The 14,691-nt window shown below is 59.5% G+C and carries 14 protein-coding genes; 2 read left to right on the top strand and 12 right to left on the bottom strand.

The window, feature by feature from the left end; translation table 11 throughout:
* The 9 genes from mltG to HP062_RS29120 all read right to left on the bottom strand — a co-directional run bounded on the left by mltG (position 1) and on the right by HP062_RS29120 (position 7,381).
* Positions 1–1,218, bottom strand: coding sequence for an endolytic transglycosylase MltG (gene mltG, locus HP062_RS29160; protein ID WP_042932290.1), 1,218 nt, complete (start codon positions 1,216–1,218; stop codon positions 1–3).
* A 3-nt stretch (positions 1,219–1,221) separates the two neighbouring features.
* Complete coding sequence (gene pabC / locus HP062_RS29155; RefSeq protein WP_010461852.1) at positions 1,222–2,037, bottom strand: aminodeoxychorismate lyase; 816 nt, start codon at positions 2,035–2,037, stop codon at positions 1,222–1,224.
* Positions 2,037–3,281: a beta-ketoacyl-ACP synthase II gene (fabF, locus tag HP062_RS29150; protein ID WP_008152330.1), complete on the bottom strand. Its 1,245-nt coding sequence runs from the start codon at positions 3,279–3,281 to the stop codon at positions 2,037–2,039. Before fabF ends, pabC begins: the two co-directional genes overlap by 1 nt.
* Positions 3,282–3,389: 108 nt before the next feature.
* Positions 3,390–3,626, bottom strand: a complete 237-nt coding sequence (acpP, locus tag HP062_RS29145; RefSeq protein ID WP_003442511.1) for an acyl carrier protein — start codon at positions 3,624–3,626, stop codon at positions 3,390–3,392.
* 191 nt (positions 3,627–3,817) lie between these two features.
* The gene (fabG, locus tag HP062_RS29140) at positions 3,818–4,561 is read right to left on the bottom strand and encodes a 3-oxoacyl-ACP reductase FabG (protein ID WP_010461854.1); all 744 of its coding nucleotides are present in this window, start codon (positions 4,559–4,561) and stop codon (positions 3,818–3,820) included.
* Positions 4,562–4,577: 16 nt separating this feature from the next.
* On the bottom strand, positions 4,578–5,516 hold the full coding sequence (fabD, locus tag HP062_RS29135) for an ACP S-malonyltransferase (RefSeq protein WP_042932292.1): 939 nt from the start codon (positions 5,514–5,516) through the stop codon (positions 4,578–4,580).
* Positions 5,517–5,642: 126 nt separating this feature from the next.
* Positions 5,643–6,653 (bottom strand): phosphate acyltransferase PlsX, encoded by a 1,011-nt coding sequence (gene plsX, locus HP062_RS29130; RefSeq protein WP_077747995.1) that lies wholly within the window; start codon positions 6,651–6,653, stop codon positions 5,643–5,645.
* A 4-nt stretch (positions 6,654–6,657) separates the two neighbouring features.
* A complete protein-coding gene (gene rpmF, locus HP062_RS29125; RefSeq protein WP_008152339.1) occupies positions 6,658–6,840 on the bottom strand; it encodes a 50S ribosomal protein L32 in 183 nt (60 codons plus the stop codon).
* 13 nt (positions 6,841–6,853) lie between these two features.
* Positions 6,854–7,381, bottom strand: coding sequence for a YceD family protein (locus HP062_RS29120; RefSeq protein ID WP_004371317.1), 528 nt, complete (start codon positions 7,379–7,381; stop codon positions 6,854–6,856).
* A gap of 105 nt (positions 7,382–7,486) precedes the next feature.
* Here HP062_RS29120 and HP062_RS29115 point away from each other — a divergent pair, with 105 nt between their 5' ends.
* The gene (locus tag HP062_RS29115; protein ID WP_172792426.1) at positions 7,487–8,065 is read left to right on the top strand and encodes a nucleoside triphosphate pyrophosphatase; all 579 of its coding nucleotides are present in this window, start codon (positions 7,487–7,489) and stop codon (positions 8,063–8,065) included.
* Positions 8,066–8,113: 48 nt separating this feature from the next.
* Here the strand turns inward: HP062_RS29115 and sppA are convergent, their stop codons facing one another.
* Genes sppA through rluC form a run of 3 tightly spaced genes read right to left on the bottom strand, consistent with a single transcriptional unit; the run spans position 8,114 to position 10,739 of the window.
* Positions 8,114–9,103, bottom strand: a complete 990-nt coding sequence (sppA, locus tag HP062_RS29110) for a signal peptide peptidase SppA (protein ID WP_010461867.1) — start codon at positions 9,101–9,103, stop codon at positions 8,114–8,116.
* A gap of 24 nt (positions 9,104–9,127) precedes the next feature.
* Entirely contained in the window at positions 9,128–9,790 is a 663-nt protein-coding gene (locus HP062_RS29105) for an HAD-IA family hydrolase (RefSeq protein WP_083374753.1), read from the bottom strand.
* Positions 9,777–10,739 (bottom strand): 23S rRNA pseudouridine(955/2504/2580) synthase RluC, encoded by a 963-nt coding sequence (rluC, locus tag HP062_RS29100; RefSeq protein WP_010461871.1) that lies wholly within the window; start codon positions 10,737–10,739, stop codon positions 9,777–9,779. The genes HP062_RS29105 and rluC overlap by 14 nt, the downstream gene beginning before the upstream one ends.
* A gap of 700 nt (positions 10,740–11,439) precedes the next feature.
* Here rluC and rne point away from each other — a divergent pair.
* Positions 11,440–14,652, top strand: a complete 3,213-nt coding sequence (gene rne / locus HP062_RS29095) for a ribonuclease E (protein ID WP_172792425.1) — start codon at positions 11,440–11,442, stop codon at positions 14,650–14,652.
* The last annotated feature ends 39 nt before the right edge of the window (positions 14,653–14,691 follow it).

Raw genomic sequence — 14,691 nt, 5'->3', positions numbered from 1 at the left:
TCATTGCGGGCTTTGCGGAGCCGGTGTGTCCGGCTCGGGCACGGGTTCGGGCGCCGGAGCGGGTTCTTGCGGCGCGTCTTGTGGCGCTACTTCTGGCAAAGCTTCGGGATCGGGATTGGGCGAAGCGGCCGGAATCGGCGCTTCGGCACCCGGTGTGTCGGCACTCGGAGTTTCTGGCGCGGAGACCGGTGCCGGACTGGACCGATAATCGGCACGACGCTTGAGCTGGAACTCGCGCACCGCATTATTGTGGGCGTCCAGATCATCGGAGAACACGTGGCTGCCGTCACCGCGAGCCACAAAGTAGAGGCTGTTGCCTGCCACCGGGTTCAACGCGGCATGGATCGCTTCGCGGCCGACCATGGCAATCGGGGTGGGTGGCAGGCCCGAAATCATATAGGTGTTGTACGGCGTGGCCTCCTTGAGGTGGGCGCGGGTCAACTTGCCGCTGTAGCGATCACCCAGGCCGTAGATCACCGTCGGATCGGTCTGCAGCAGCATGCCCATCGCCATGCGTCGCACGAACACGCCTGCAATCTGCCCGCGCTCCTGGGGCACACCGGTTTCCTTTTCAACCAGCGAGGCCATGATCAGCGCCTGATAGGGTTCGGTGTACGGCAAATCAGCAGCGCGCTGCTCCCATTCCCTGGCCAGGACTTCGTCGAGGCGATCGTAGGCTTTTTTCAGCAGATCGACGTCGGTCATGCCCCGCACGAAGCGGTAAGTGTCGGGGAAGAACCGGCCCTCGGGAAAGATCCCGGTATGGCCCAGCTTGGTCATCACTTCGCTATCGCTCAAGCCGTTGAGGGTCTGCTCGAGTTTTTCATCCTTGGCCAATGCCGCCCGGACCTGATGAAAATTCCAGCCTTCGACCAGAGTCAGACTGTACTGAACGATGTCCCCACGTTTCCACAGGTCGATCAGCCCTTCGACGGTCATGCCGGGCTGCATGCGGTATTCGCCCTTGTGCAAGGGTTGTCCGGCCAGATTGAATCGCCAATACACGCGCAACCAGAAAGCGTCCTTGATGACGCCATCGGCTTCGAGTCGATAGAAGGTGCGGGTGGGTGTCGTGCCTTTAGGCACTTCCAGCAGTTCTTCCTGGGTGATGTTCAGCGGCTGATTCAGCGCCGTATGAATCTTCCAGGCGGAGGCGCCCAGACACAGCCCTGCCAGAACCAATCCGGTTTCCAGCAGCAGCAACAATTTACGTCTCACGTATCAAGCATCCAGTAGCGCATGGGCAATGGTTTGGAGTTTACGGGTGAGCGGCCCAACCGGCCAGCTCAGCGCAGCATAGGCGCGCACCGGCCAAACGCCATACACGCTGTTGCAGACAAAGACTTCATCGGCCCATTGCAGCTGATCGAGGCTAATGTCGGTGATTTGCGTGGGGATCCCCAATGACTCGGCTTGAAACAATAATTCGGCACGCATCACACCCGCCACGCCGCAGCGCTTCAAATCGGCTGTGATCAACACGCCATCGCGCACCAGGAAAAGATTACTGAATACGCCTTCGATCACCCGTCCTGTCCTGTCGAGCATCAAGCCTTCGGCATGCTCGGTGTCCTGCCATTCGGAACGGGCTATGACCTGCTCCAGGCGGTTCAGGTGTTTGAGGCCGGCAAGCAGTGGTTGCCTGGACAGTCGCGTCGCACACGGGAACAGGCGAACGCCCTGCTCGCCATGAACGGCAGGATAAGCAGCGGGTGGATTTCCTTGCAGAATACGTCGGGCCTGAGCCGAAGGATCGGGAGCGTAACCACGCAGACTGTCGCCGCGGGTGAGGATGAGCTTGAGCACACCTTGACCCAGTGCGGCGGCATAGGCCAGCAGCTCACTGCGGATCAGCTCGTGATCGGCAGTGATCGCCAGCCGTGAACAGCCATCGGCCAGACGCGACAGATGTCGGTCCAGCAACAAGGGTTGCCCACCACGCACGGCGATGGTCTCGAACAGACCATCACCGTAAGCCAGGCCGCGATCCTTCAGCGACAAAGCGTCAGCCGGCTGACCGTCGACCCAGCTGTCCATCAGTCAGCGAACCGGCGGAACACCAGCGAGCCGTTGGTACCGCCAAATCCGAAGGAGTTGGAGAGCACCACATCGATATCCATATTGCGCGCGGTGTGCGGCACGAAATCGAGATCGCAGCCTTCGTCCGGTTCATCGAGGTTGATGGTCGGTGGCGCTACCTGGCTGTTGATCGCCAGCACGCTGAAGATCGCCTCGACTGCGCCTGCTGCACCCAGCAAGTGACCGGTCATGGACTTGGTCGAACTGACGGCCAGTTTGTAGGCGTGATCGCCGAACACCGACTTGATCGCACAGGCTTCGGCGAGGTCGCCGGCCGAGGTCGAGGTGCCGTGGGCGTTGATGTACTGGACCTGATCGCCATTGATCCTGGCATCGCGCAAGGCATTAGTGATGCAACGGGCAGCACCGGCGCCATCGGCGGGAGGCGAAGTCATGTGGTAGGCATCGCCGCTGGTGCCGAAACCGATCAGCTCGGCATAGATGGTCGCGCCGCGCGCCTTGGCGTGCTCCAGCTCTTCGAGAACCAGGGCGCCGGCACCGTCGGACAAAACGAAGCCATCACGGCCCTTGTCCCATGGACGGCTGGCACGGGTTGGCTCGTCGTTGCGGGTCGACAGCGCTCGGGAAGCACCGAAGCCACCCATGCCCAGACCGCAAGCCGCCATCTCGGCGCCGCCGGCAATCATCACGTCGGCTTCGTCGTACATGATGTTGCGCGCAGCCATGCCAATGCAGTGCGTACCGGTGGTACACGCGGTGGCGATGGCGTAGTTAGGTCCCTGTGCACCCAAGTGGATGGACAGAAAACCGGAAATCATATTGATGATCGAGCCAGGCACGAAAAACGGAGAAATCCGTCGTGGCCCGGAATCATGCAGGGTGCGGCTGGTTTCTTCGATATTGGTCAGACCGCCAATACCCGACCCCATGGCCACGCCGATGCGTTCACGGTTGGCGTCGGTGACTTCAAGGCCTGCGTTACGTACAGCCTGAAAACCTGCGGCCAGACCGTACTGAATGAACAGGTCGAGCTTTCGAGCTTCCTTGACCGACAGGTATTCCTCGACATTGAAGCCCTTTACCGAGCCGCCAAAACGGGTGGAATAGGCAGAAAGGTCGGTGTGTTCGATCAGACCAATGCCACTGCGGCCAGCCAGAATGCCCTGCCAACTGCTTGGCACATCCGTGCCCAGTGGCGACAACATACCCATACCGGTGACTACGACGCGTCTACGCGACACAGCACTCTCCTTTTTCAAATGACGACTTTGCATCAGGCCTAAAGAAAAAACCGCACGCCGTGATGGCAGTGCGGTTTTTCCATGACAGCAAGCAACGATTACAAGCTATTAAGCCTGGTGGTTAGTAACGTAATCGATTGCGGCTTGTACAGTAGTGATCTTCTCAGCTTCTTCGTCAGGGATTTCGGTCTCGAATTCCTCTTCCAGAGCCATCACCAGCTCAACGGTGTCAAGGGAGTCGGCACCCAGGTCTTCAACGAAGGAAGCAGTGTTGACCACTTCTTCTTCTTTAACGCCCAGTTGCTCAGCAACGATTTTCTTGACGCGCTCTTCGATGGTGCTCATACCTTGTTTTCACTCCTAATGGACAAATTCAGGCAGCTGGCCAGTGGGTAAGTGTATAGAAAGACTTTTCAGTTTTTCAACTGAAAGCTTCACTCCTCAAACCCGACGACCCTCTGCCTATAAATAGATTGCAGCTTTATAACGGATTTTAGACAGCTCGTATGACATTTTTTTGAAGCAATCCGTCACATTTAACTCATGTACATCCCGCCGTTCACCGGGATTGTAGCCCCAGTAACGTAAGCCGCACCGTCGGATGCAAGAAAAGCGACCACAGACGCGATCTCTTGAGCTTGCCCCAGACGGCCCAGCGGAATCTGCGTCTGCAAGGCTTCACGCTGTGCCTCAGGCAGTTCGCGGGTCATATCGGTGTCGATGAACCCAGGGGCCACCGAGTTTACCGTAATCGAACGCGAACCGACTTCACGCGCCAGTGCACGGCTGAAACCTTCCAGACCGGCCTTGGCGGCTGCGTAGTTTACTTGGCCTGCGTTGCCCATGGCACCCACAACCGAGCCAATACTGATAATTCGTCCCCAACGGGCTTTGGTCATACCGCGCAAAACGCCCTTGGACAGGCGGAACAGACTGTTCAGGTTGGTATCGACGACGTCATGCCATTCGTCATCTTTCATGCGCATCATCAGATTATCGCGGGTGATACCGGCATTGTTGACCAGGATCGCCGGCGCACCGAACTGTGCTGTGATGCTCGCCAACACCGCAGCAACGGATTCGTCGCTGGTGACATTGAGTTCCAGGCCAGTGCCTTGAATACCATTTTCTTTCAGGGTAGCGGCAATACGCTCGGCGCCGGAAGCGGACGTCGCGGTACCGACAACAATAGCGCCCTGACGACCCAGTTCCAGGGCGATGGCCTGGCCGATACCGCGGCTCGCACCGGTGACCAGTGCAACTTTACCTTGCAGACTCATGCAAGTTTCTCCTGATTCAGGCCAGCGCTGCACGGGCGGCAGCGAAAGCGTCTGGGGTATTGAGGTTGGATGTCGACACGCCTTCGGCGCAACGCTTGTTCAGGCCGGCGAGTACTTTGCCAGGGCCGCATTCGACCAGCTGGGTCGCGCCCTTGGCGGCCAGCGCCTGGACCGACTCAACCCAGCGTACAGGCTTGTAGAGCTGCTCAAGCAGATCGCGCTTGAGGGTTTCCAGATCGGCCGGCACATTGGCGCTGACGTTCTGCACCACAGGGATCTGCGGAGCCTGCCAGTCAATGGCAGCGATCGACTCAGCGAAACGCTCGGCTGCCGGACGCATCAATTCGCAATGGGACGGCACGCTGACCGGCAACGGCATGGCACGCTTGGCACCACGAGCCTTGCAGCCTTCGATGGCGCGTTCGACCGCAGCCTTGGCACCGGCGATCACGACCTGGCCCGGGGAGTTGAAGTTGACCGCGCTGACCACTTCGCCTTGCGCCGCTTCGGCACAGGCGGCCAACACGTCAGCATCTTCCAGACCCAGGATTGCGGCCATGCCGCCCTGCCCGGCCGGAACCGCTTCCTGCATCAACTGACCACGGCGCTCCACCAGCTTGACGGCGGCGCCCAGGCTCAGGCTACCCGCCGCGACCAGTGCGCTGTACTCGCCCAGGCTGTGACCGGCAACGTAAGCCGGACGCGCGCCGCCTTCCGCCAGCCACAGACGCCACAATGCGATCGAGGCAGTCAGGATGGCCGGCTGGGTTTTATCGGTTTGATTGAGTTGCTCTTCCGGCCCCTGCTGGGTCAGTGCCCACAGGTCGTAACCCAGAGCATCGGAAGCTTCTTTGAATGTTTCGAGGACAACCGGATGTTGTGCGCCCAACTCGGCCAGCATGCCGAGGGACTGCGAACCCTGTCCTGGAAAGACGAATGCGAGGGAAGCAGACATGTAACAAGCCCCTAATGATCTTGTCGTCGGAGAATTTGACGTCCCGCTTGGGGGACGCAAGAAACTGACAGTTGGATGGCCAATTGAACTGAGCGGTCACATTTAAGCATTGTCCGACGAAAACGCCTAAAGCAACAAATCCTCCAGACGACCGTGAATGCGTTCCGGAAGGTTTTCCTGGATCTCGATCAGCGCACGGGAAATGGCACTCTGAAAACCCTGAACCCCGGCCGAACCGTGGCTTTTCACCACAATCCCCTGCAAACCCAGGAAGCTTGCGCCGTTATGTCGCGCAGGCGCCAGATCGGCCTGCAAACGCTTCATCAGCGGCAGCGCCAGCGCGCCGATCATTTTCGAAGCGAGGTTTTTCTTGAACAAGGCTTCGATGCGCCCGGCAATCATGGTCGCCAGGCCTTCGCTGGACTTGAGCAGGATATTGCCGACAAAGCCGTCACACACCACCACGTCCGCCTCGCCCCGGTACAAACCGTCACCTTCGACAAAGCCGATGTAGTTGATGCCGCGAGCACTTTGCAACAAGGTCGCCGCCAGCTTGACCTGCTGATTACCCTTGATGTCTTCGGTGCCGATGTTCAGCAAGGCCACCCGTGGGCGAACAATGCCGAGGGTTTCTGCCGCCACCGAGCCCATCACCGCAAATTGCAATAAATGCTCGGCACTGCAATCAACGTTGGCGCCGAGGTCGAGCAACTGGCAATAACCCTTCTGCGTTGGAATCGCCGCCACCATCGCCGGCCGATCGATGCCGGGCAACGTCTTGAGCACAAACCGCGACAACGCCATCAGCGCACCGGTATTGCCGGCACTGACACAGGCCTGAACCTTGCCATCACGCAACAACTCAAGCGCCACGCGCATCGACGAGTCAGGCTTGCCACGCAAGGCCTGGGCAGGCTTTTCGTCCATGGCGATGACTTCGGACGCCGGAGCAATCGACAGGCGCGAGCGATCCACAGCCGATTGGCCAGAGAGCAATTCTTCAAGAAGAGAGGGTTGACCGACGAGGGTCAGGTGCAGCGAGGGCGTAGCAGACAGACAAGCAAGGCTGGCCTGAACAATGCTGCGGGGACCGAAGTCCCCGCCCATTGCGTCAATCGCGATGACTTGAGCAGACAAGTGATTACTCGTCAGCGCCCTTGTCGATCACTTTACGGCCACGGTATACGCCTTCTGGCGATACGTGGTGACGCAGGTGAATTTCACCGGTGGTTTTTTCTACAGACAGAGTGCTTGCCGTCAGGGCGTCGTGCGAACGACGCATGTCACGGGCAGAGCGGGATTTTTTGTTCTGCTGAACAGCCATAATTGATTAACTCCTAAACGTTTGGGTCACGCTTTAACTGCGCCAATACACTGAACGGGTTGGACCGCGTTACCTCGTCCTCGCTCGGTTCGGGCTCATCGAGACCCGCCGGCTGCTGGCATTCTTCCGGATGATGAGCAGGCACAATGGGCAAGGCGAGCAGAAGCTCCTCCTCGATCAGTGACTGCAGATCCAATGGATCTTCGCCCAGTTCCAGCACGTCATAACCTTTCGGCAACGACTGGGTATTCGCACCCTCCTTCACCACAGCATAACTGCATTCGCTATGGATCGGCAGGGTGACCAGCTCAAGACAACGCTGGCAAACCATTTTGACTTCGGTGTCGATAAAACTGTGGATTACCACAGACTTACGTTCATCTCGTTCAAAAACGAATTTAGCCTGCACCGTACCGACAGTATCGGAAAGCGGGTCGCAGAGTCTCTCCAAATCGGCCAGCAGCAGTTCACCTTGAAGGGTGGTGCCACGGTCAGCCAATTTGCGCGGGTCAACGTGAGGTGGAATCGGGTCATTCAACATAGGCGCAGCATTATAGGGATGCACCCGGCCATGTCAAAGGAAATTCAGCCCTGTCCGTCACTTGGAAGCCTCGGTAGAATTCGCGCCTGTCTTCCGGAGATACGCATGCTGCCTTTATTACTCGCTTCAAGCTCGGTTTATCGCCGGCAATTGCTGGCCCGCTTGCAGCTGCCATTCACCTGCAGCTCGCCGGATATCGATGAAAGCCATCGCTCCGACGAGACGGCCATCGAACTGGTAAAACGCCTTGCCGAAGAAAAAGCCCGGGCACTGGCCGGCAGCCATCCTGCTCATCTGATTATCGGCTCCGACCAGGTTGCCGTCCTCGGCGATCGAATCATCGGCAAACCCCACACCTTCGAGAAGGCCCGCGAACAACTACTGGCATCCAGCGGTGCCAGCGTGACCTTCCTGACGGGCCTGGCGCTGTTCAACAGCCAGACCGGCGACTGCCAGGTCGACTGCGTGCCTTTCACCGTGCACATGCGCACCCTCGACCCGGCACGCATCGAGCGCTACCTGCACGCCGAACAGCCCTACGACTGCGCTGGCAGCTTCAAGGCCGAAGGCTTGGGGGTGAGCCTGTTTCAAAGCACCGAAGGCCCTGACGCCACCAGCCTGATCGGCCTGCCGCTGATTCGCCTGATCGACATGCTACTGGCCGAGGGCGTGCAAATTCCCTGAACACAAAAAACCGGCCACTGCGGCCGGTTTTCTGGTGCAACCAAAGAATCAACGCAACGAAGGCCCCTGGAAGCCCATCCACATCGCCAGTTGCTCAGCCACGCTGGCACCGAGCTTTTTCGAGAAACGATCAAATGGCGATTCCTGAACGGTGAAATCCACCAGCTCCTTCTCGCCAATTACATCGCGCGCCACCGAACTGGCACTCCCCAGGCCATCGATCAGACCCAGCGGCAACGCCTGCTCACCGTTCCAGACCAGCCCGGAGAATAACTCTGGATGCTCTTTATCCTTGAGACGGTCGCCACGGCCTTTCTTCACGCTGTTGATGAACTGCTGGTGCGTGGTATCCAGAACGCCCTGCCAGAACTGAGTTTCCTCAGGCTTCTGCGGCTGGAACGGGTCGAGGAACGACTTGTGCTCGCCCGACGTGTAGGTCCGACGCTCGACGCCAAGCTTCTCCATGGTGCCGACGAAACCATAACCGGCCGCCGTCACACCAATGGAACCGACCAGACTCGCCTTGTCGGCGTAAATCTGATCCGCCGCGCTGGCGATGTAGTAAGCACCGGAAGCGCCCAGGTCAGAGATCACCGCGTACACCTTGGTATCCGGGTGCAAGCCGCGCAGACGGACGATCTCGTCATACACATAACCCGACTGCACCGGACTGCCGCCCGGGCTGTTGATGCGCAGGACCACACCCTTGACCTTCTCGTCCTCGAAGGCAGCACGCAGACTGCCAACGATGTTGTCGGCGCTGGCCGGCTCCTTGTCGGCGATCACGCCGGTCACATCGATCAACGCCGTGTAGTGGGAACCGCGGGTCGCGCTTTTTTCCATATCCATGAGCGGCGTGAACAGAATCAACGCACCAAACAGGTACACAAAGGTCAGCAATTTGAAGAAAATACCCCAGCGACGAGACCGGCGCTGCTCCTGGACACTGGCCAGCAAAGTCGTTTCCAGCAGCTTCCAGCTTTTTTCGTCACCGCTCTCTGCGCTCGCCTTGGCGGGCGCTTTCCATTCGTCGGTCATGACATCTACCCCAGCAAAAACCCGTTAAGCCCGCTGACCCAGCCAGGCATGCAATTCTGAAAAACGATCAATGGCCAGTCGCGGCTCGAACAGCTTCAGCGCGTCGATCGATTGCGCGCCGTAACTGACTGCCACCGAATCCATACCGGCGTTACGCGCCATCTGCAGGTCGAAGGACGAATCGCCCACCATTAGCGCCTGCTCCGGGCGAACCTCGCAATGCGCGAGAATCTGCTCAAGCATCAGCGGATGGGGCTTGCTGGCGGTTTCGTCGGCGGCGCGGGTGATATCGAAATAATCTTCCCAGCCATGGGCTTTCAGCACCCGATCCAGCCCGCGACGCGCCTTGCCCGTGGCCACAGCCAGATGATAACCCTCGGCGCGAAACGCCTCCATCGACTCGAGCACACCCTCGAACAGCGGTGAAGGCACAGCCTCTGCGGCGATGTAGTGATCCGCATAGTGTTGGCGGAACGCAACCAGCTCGGCATCGCCAATTTCGGGGTACAACGTGCGAATGGCCTCAGGCAGCCCCAGACCGATAATGCCTTTGACGGCAAAATCATCGCGCAGCTGAAACCCGGACCGCTCGGACGCAACATGCATCGCCTCGACAATCCGACCAATGGAGTCAGCAAGCGTGCCGTCCCAATCGAAAATCAGCAGTTTGTAATCAGAGGGGTGCACTCAGGCGCTCCACGGTCTTGGCCCACATTTCATCCACCGGCGCCTGCAATTTCAGCTCGCCACCATCGGGCAGCGGCACAGTCAGCAGGTAGGCGTGCAGGAACAGGCGTTTGCCGCCCAAATCGCGAATTTCCTTACTGAAACCTTCGTCGCCATACTTGGTGTCACCAGCGATGCAATGCCCGGCATGCAAGGTATGGACGCGAATCTGGTGGGTCCGGCCGGTAATCGGCCTGGCCTCGATCAGGGTGGCAAAGTCGCCGAAGCGGCGCAGGACCTTGAACACGGTCACAGACTCCTTGCCCTCCTCCTCGTCGACCTCGACCATACGCTCGCCGGAACGCAGATTGCTTTTGCCCAGCGACGCCCGGACTTGCTTGATCGAAGCCGCCCAGTTACCACGGACCAGCGCCATATAGCGCTTGTCGACGCCGTCGCCGCGCAAGGCCGTGTGCAAGTGGCGCAACATGCTGCGTTTCTTGGCGATCATCAACAGGCCGGAGGTATCACGGTCGAGACGGTGAACCAGTTCGAGTTCCTTGCAATCGGGACGCAACTGACGAAAGGCTTCGATCACCCCATAAGTCAGGCCGCTGCCGCCATGAACCGCAATGCCGCAAGGCTTGTTGATCACGATCAGCGCTTTGTCCTCGAACACAATCGAGGCTTCCAGGCGTTGCAGCAGGCCCTGGGCCAGCGGCACCGGCTCGTCGCGCTCAGGCACGCGAACCGGCGGCACGCGCACGATATCGCCCGCCTGCAGCTTGTATTCGGGCTTGATCCGTCCTTTGTTCACTCGCACTTCGCCCTTGCGCAAAATGCGGTAAATCAAGGTCTTGGGCACGCCTTTGAGCCGAGCGAGAAGGAAGTTATCAATACGTTGGCCGGCATATTCCGGCGAGACCTCCAGCAGTTGTACGGCTGGGGTCGAAGGGGCAGTAGTCGTCATGCCGCGGATGATAACAATTTTTTATGGAATTGAAGCACTTAATCATTGCTGCTATAGTCGCGAACGCCGCCAAAAGCGGCCTGGACAGCGGACTAACGGTCAAAAACCGGCCCTGACCAACGCAATTCACCAGGACGCGAGGCCGTCCTACGGGGCTTTCGCTACGTAACGGTGGAGTTTGCAGCTGTAACAAGCGCAGGTGACATGAGGCCTGAATCAAGCCGCAAAGCAGAGTTTTCACTCCCCTTGCGAGCCAATATTCATGGCCAGTTCACAAAGTGCAGTCAGCTAAGGACGACCCCGAGCGAACGCTTCGGAAACAACGCCTAAATTAGCCATGATGCGTGACCTCCCCCTTCGGAGCTCACGGTAAATGCCAACCCGCTGCGGATTCTGCGCGCGGCAGCACCCGAATTATCAGGGATACGTGTAGGGTGGAGATGCACAACCGCTGGACTGTGTAGCAATAGGCTTTATCAAGACGCTTCATCTCGTCCACAGCCGCTGGTTGATTCCTCCTCCTGACTGAGTGCTTAAGTAGCCACAGCAAGCAGGACGCGTAAGTCGCGATAACGGCCCAATTGGCCAGACATCGCTGGACACGGGAATGGCCAACCACTCCCGACGCACCTGACACCGACCATGAGAAGTCGTGTGTGCCGAACGCCGTTTCCGGCAGCCCGGAAACCGACGGTACTACATGAAAAGAATGCTGATTAACGCAACTCAACCCGAAGAGTTGCGTGTTGCACTGGTAGATGGCCAACGCCTCTACGACCTGGACATCGAATCCGGTGCACGCGAGCAGAAGAAGGCCAACATCTATAAAGGCCGGATTACTCGCATCGAACCAAGCCTTGAGGCTGCCTTTGTCGATTTCGGCTCTGAGCGCCACGGCTTCCTGCCCCTCAAAGAAATCTCCCGCGAATACTTCAAGAAAGCCCCTGAAGGCCGCGTCAACATCAAGGACGTCCTGAGCGAAGGCCAGGAAGTCATCGTTCAGGTCGAAAAAGAAGAACGTGGCAACAAGGGCGCCGCCCTGACCACCTTCATCAGCCTGGCCGGTCGTTACCTGGTGCTGATGCCGAACAACCCGCGTGCCGGCGGTATCTCCCGTCGCATCGAAGGTGAAGAGCGCAACGAACTGCGTGAAGCCCTGAACGGCCTGGTTGCCCCGGCCGATATGGGTCTGATCGTTCGTACTGCCGGCCTGGGCCGCAGCAGCGAAGAAATGCAGTGGGACCTCGACTACCTGCTGCAACTCTGGACCGCCATCAAAGAAGCTTCGCTGGATCGCTCCGCGCCGTTCCTGATCTACCAGGAAAGCAACGTGATCATCCGCGCCATCCGCGATTACCTGCGCCAGGACATCGGCGAAGTGCTGATCGACAGCGTTGAAGCCCAGGACGAAGCCCTGACCTTCATTCGCCAGGTGATGCCGCAGTACGCCAGCAAGATCAAGCTGTACGAAGACAGCGTTCCGCTGTTCAACCGTTTCCAGATCGAAAGCCAGATCGAGACCGCTTTCCAGCGCGTCGTTGAACTGCCTTCCGGCGGCTCCATCGTTATCGATCCGACCGAAGCCCTGGTGTCCATCGACATCAACTCGGCGCGCGCCACCAAAGGAAGCGACATCGAAGAAACCGCCCTGCAGACCAACCTTGAAGCCGCCGAAGAAATCGCCCGTCAGTTGCGCTTGCGCGACATCGGCGGCCTGATCGTCATCGACTTCATCGACATGACCCCTGCCAAGAACCAGCGCGCCGTGGAAGAAAAAGTCCGCGAATGCCTGGAAGCCGACCGCGCTCGCGTGCAAGTCGGTCGCATCTCGCGCTTCGGCCTGCTGGAAATGTCCCGTCAGCGCCTGCGTCCATCCCTGGGCGAAAGCAGCGGCATCGTTTGCCCGCGTTGCAACGGCACCGGCATCATCCGTGACGTTGAATCGCTGTCCCTGGCGATCCTGCGCCTGATCGAAGAAGAAGCCCTGAAAGACCGCACCGCCGAAGTTCGCGCCCAAGTGCCGATTCCGGTCGCAGCCTTCCTGCTCAACGAAAAACGCAACTCGATCACCAAGATCGAACTGCGCACCCGTGCCCGCATCGTCATTCTGCCGAACGATCACCTCGAAACGCCGCACTTCGAAGTTCAGCGTCTGCGTGATGACAGCCCGGAAGCCGCAGTCGGCCAGTCCAGCTACGAAATCGCAGCAGCCGCTGCCGAAGTCGAAGAAGTCCAGCCAGCCGCCGCGACCCGCACCCTGGTTCGTCAGGAAGCCGCAGTCAAGACCGCGCCGGCCCGCGCCAACGCTCCGGTTCCGACCGAAGTCGTCGCTGCCGCACCTGTTGCTGCACCGATCGCCGTGCCAGAGCCAAGCCTGTTCAAAGGCCTGGTGAAGTCGCTGGTCAGCCTGTTTGCTACCAAGGAAGAGCCTGCTGCTCCGGTTGTGGTTGAAAAACCAGCGACCACCGAGCGCCCGGCCCGTAACGAAGAGCGTCGCAACGGTCGTCAGCAGAGCCGCAACCGTAACGGTCGCCGCGATGAAGAGCGCAAGCCTCGTGAGGAACGTGCACCGCGTGAAGAACGCGCACCACGTGAGCCACGCGAAGAGCGTCAACCACGCGAAGCCCGGGAAGAAACCCCGGTAGTCGCCCGCGAAGAACGTGCTCCACGTGAAGAGCGCGCACCTCGCGCCCCTCGTGAAGAACGTGCACCGCGCGCACCTCGCGAAGACCGCAAGCCACGTGGCGAGCGTGAAGAACGCGTGCGTGAACTGCGCGAACCTCTGGATGCCACCGCTCCAGCCGCTGCTGCGACCGCTGAAGAGCGTCCAGCTCGCCAGCCACGTGAAGAACGCGCTCCGCGCCCACCGCGTGAAGAACGTCAGCCACGTGCAGAGCAAGCCGCTGCCGCGGTTGCCGAAGAAGAACTGGTAACCAACGAAGAGCAACTGCAGGAAGACGGTCAGGAAGGCGCCGAAGGCGATCGTCCACGCCGCCGCTCCCGTGGCCAGCGTCGTCGCAGTAACCGTCGCGAGCGTCAACGCGATGCCAACGGCAACGTGATCGAAGGTTCGGAAGAATCCGAATCCGCCGAAGGCAGCGAAGCGGGCGAAAGCAACGAAGCGCCAAGCACTTCCGATCTGGCCGCCGGCCTGGCTGTTACCGCAGCCGTTGCCAGCACCGTGATCAGCGCGCCTGCTGAAGCCCAAGCCAACGAGCAAGCCGAACGCGCAACGGCCGCCACCCTGGAAACGGCTTCGGTCGAAGCGCCAGTAGTGGAAGCAACGACTCCGGTAGAAGCCACTGCGGCTCCGGAAATCGAAGTGGCACCGGTTCGTGAAGCACAGCCTGAAGTTGAAGCGGCCCCCGAGCCAGTGTTTGCTGCCGAGCCAGCTGCCGAAACCTCCAGCGAAACCGTAACCGAAGCTGTCCGCGAAGTTCGTGAAGAACAAACCGCGTTCAACTGGGTTGCCGAGCCGGCTGCGGTTGAAGCGCCTGCTCCGGTTGCTGAAGCTCAGGTTGCTGAAGCCATGGTGTCCGAGCCAGTAGTTGTTGCCGCCGAGCCTGCTCCAGTGGTTGAAGCGCTGGTCGTTGCCGAAGTGGCTGCACCGCAAGTCGAAGCCGCCCCTGTCAGCGCCCTGACGCCAAGCGGCCGTGCACCGAACGATCCACGTGAAGTGCGTCGTCGCAAGCGTGAAGAAGAGCGTCTGCAGAAGGAAGCCGAACTGGCTGCCGCTGCTGCTCCGGTTGAAGCGATTGTCGCTGACGAGCCTGCACCGGTTGTGGCTGAAGTGATCGAAGCGGCACCTGTTGCCGAATCGGTCATCGAAGAAGCACCGCGCTCCGTACAGGAAGCGGTCGAGCAACACGAACAAGCCCTGGAAAAAGAACACGAGCCTAAACCCCTCGTCTGATTCCATCGGCCACTAAAAAGCCCCGCCTGGTGATCCAGG

Origin of the sequence: Pseudomonas sp. B14-6, from assembly GCF_013260315.1 — a bacterium.
Taxonomy (GTDB): Bacteria; Pseudomonadota; Gammaproteobacteria; order Pseudomonadales; family Pseudomonadaceae; genus Aquipseudomonas; species Aquipseudomonas mandelii.
The sequence above is the reverse complement of the archived record's forward strand: the minus strand, read 5'-3'. Positions and strand labels throughout refer to the sequence as shown.

Coding starts and splice junctions, on each gene's coding strand:
- pabC (WP_010461852.1), bottom strand. CDS start 2,037: ATGGACAGCTGGGTCGACGGTCAGCCGGCTGACGCTTTGTCGCTGAAG.
- acpP (WP_003442511.1), bottom strand. CDS start 3,626: ATGAGCACCATCGAAGAGCGCGTCAAGAAAATCGTTGCTGAGCAACTG.
- fabG (WP_010461854.1), bottom strand. CDS start 4,561: ATGAGTCTGCAAGGTAAAGTTGCACTGGTCACCGGTGCGAGCCGCGGT.
- fabD (WP_042932292.1), bottom strand. CDS start 5,516: ATGTCTGCTTCCCTCGCATTCGTCTTTCCAGGACAGGGTTCGCAGTCC.
- rpmF (WP_008152339.1), bottom strand. CDS start 6,840: ATGGCTGTTCAGCAGAACAAAAAATCCCGCTCTGCCCGTGACATGCGT.
- HP062_RS29120 (WP_004371317.1), bottom strand. CDS start 7,381: ATGTTGAATGACCCGATTCCACCTCACGTTGACCCGCGCAAATTGGCT.
- HP062_RS29115 (WP_172792426.1), top strand. CDS start 7,487: ATGCTGCCTTTATTACTCGCTTCAAGCTCGGTTTATCGCCGGCAATTG.
- sppA (WP_010461867.1), bottom strand. CDS start 9,103: ATGACCGACGAATGGAAAGCGCCCGCCAAGGCGAGCGCAGAGAGCGGT.
- rluC (WP_010461871.1), bottom strand. CDS start 10,739: ATGACGACTACTGCCCCTTCGACCCCAGCCGTACAACTGCTGGAGGTC.
- rne (WP_172792425.1), top strand. CDS start 11,440: ATGAAAAGAATGCTGATTAACGCAACTCAACCCGAAGAGTTGCGTGTT.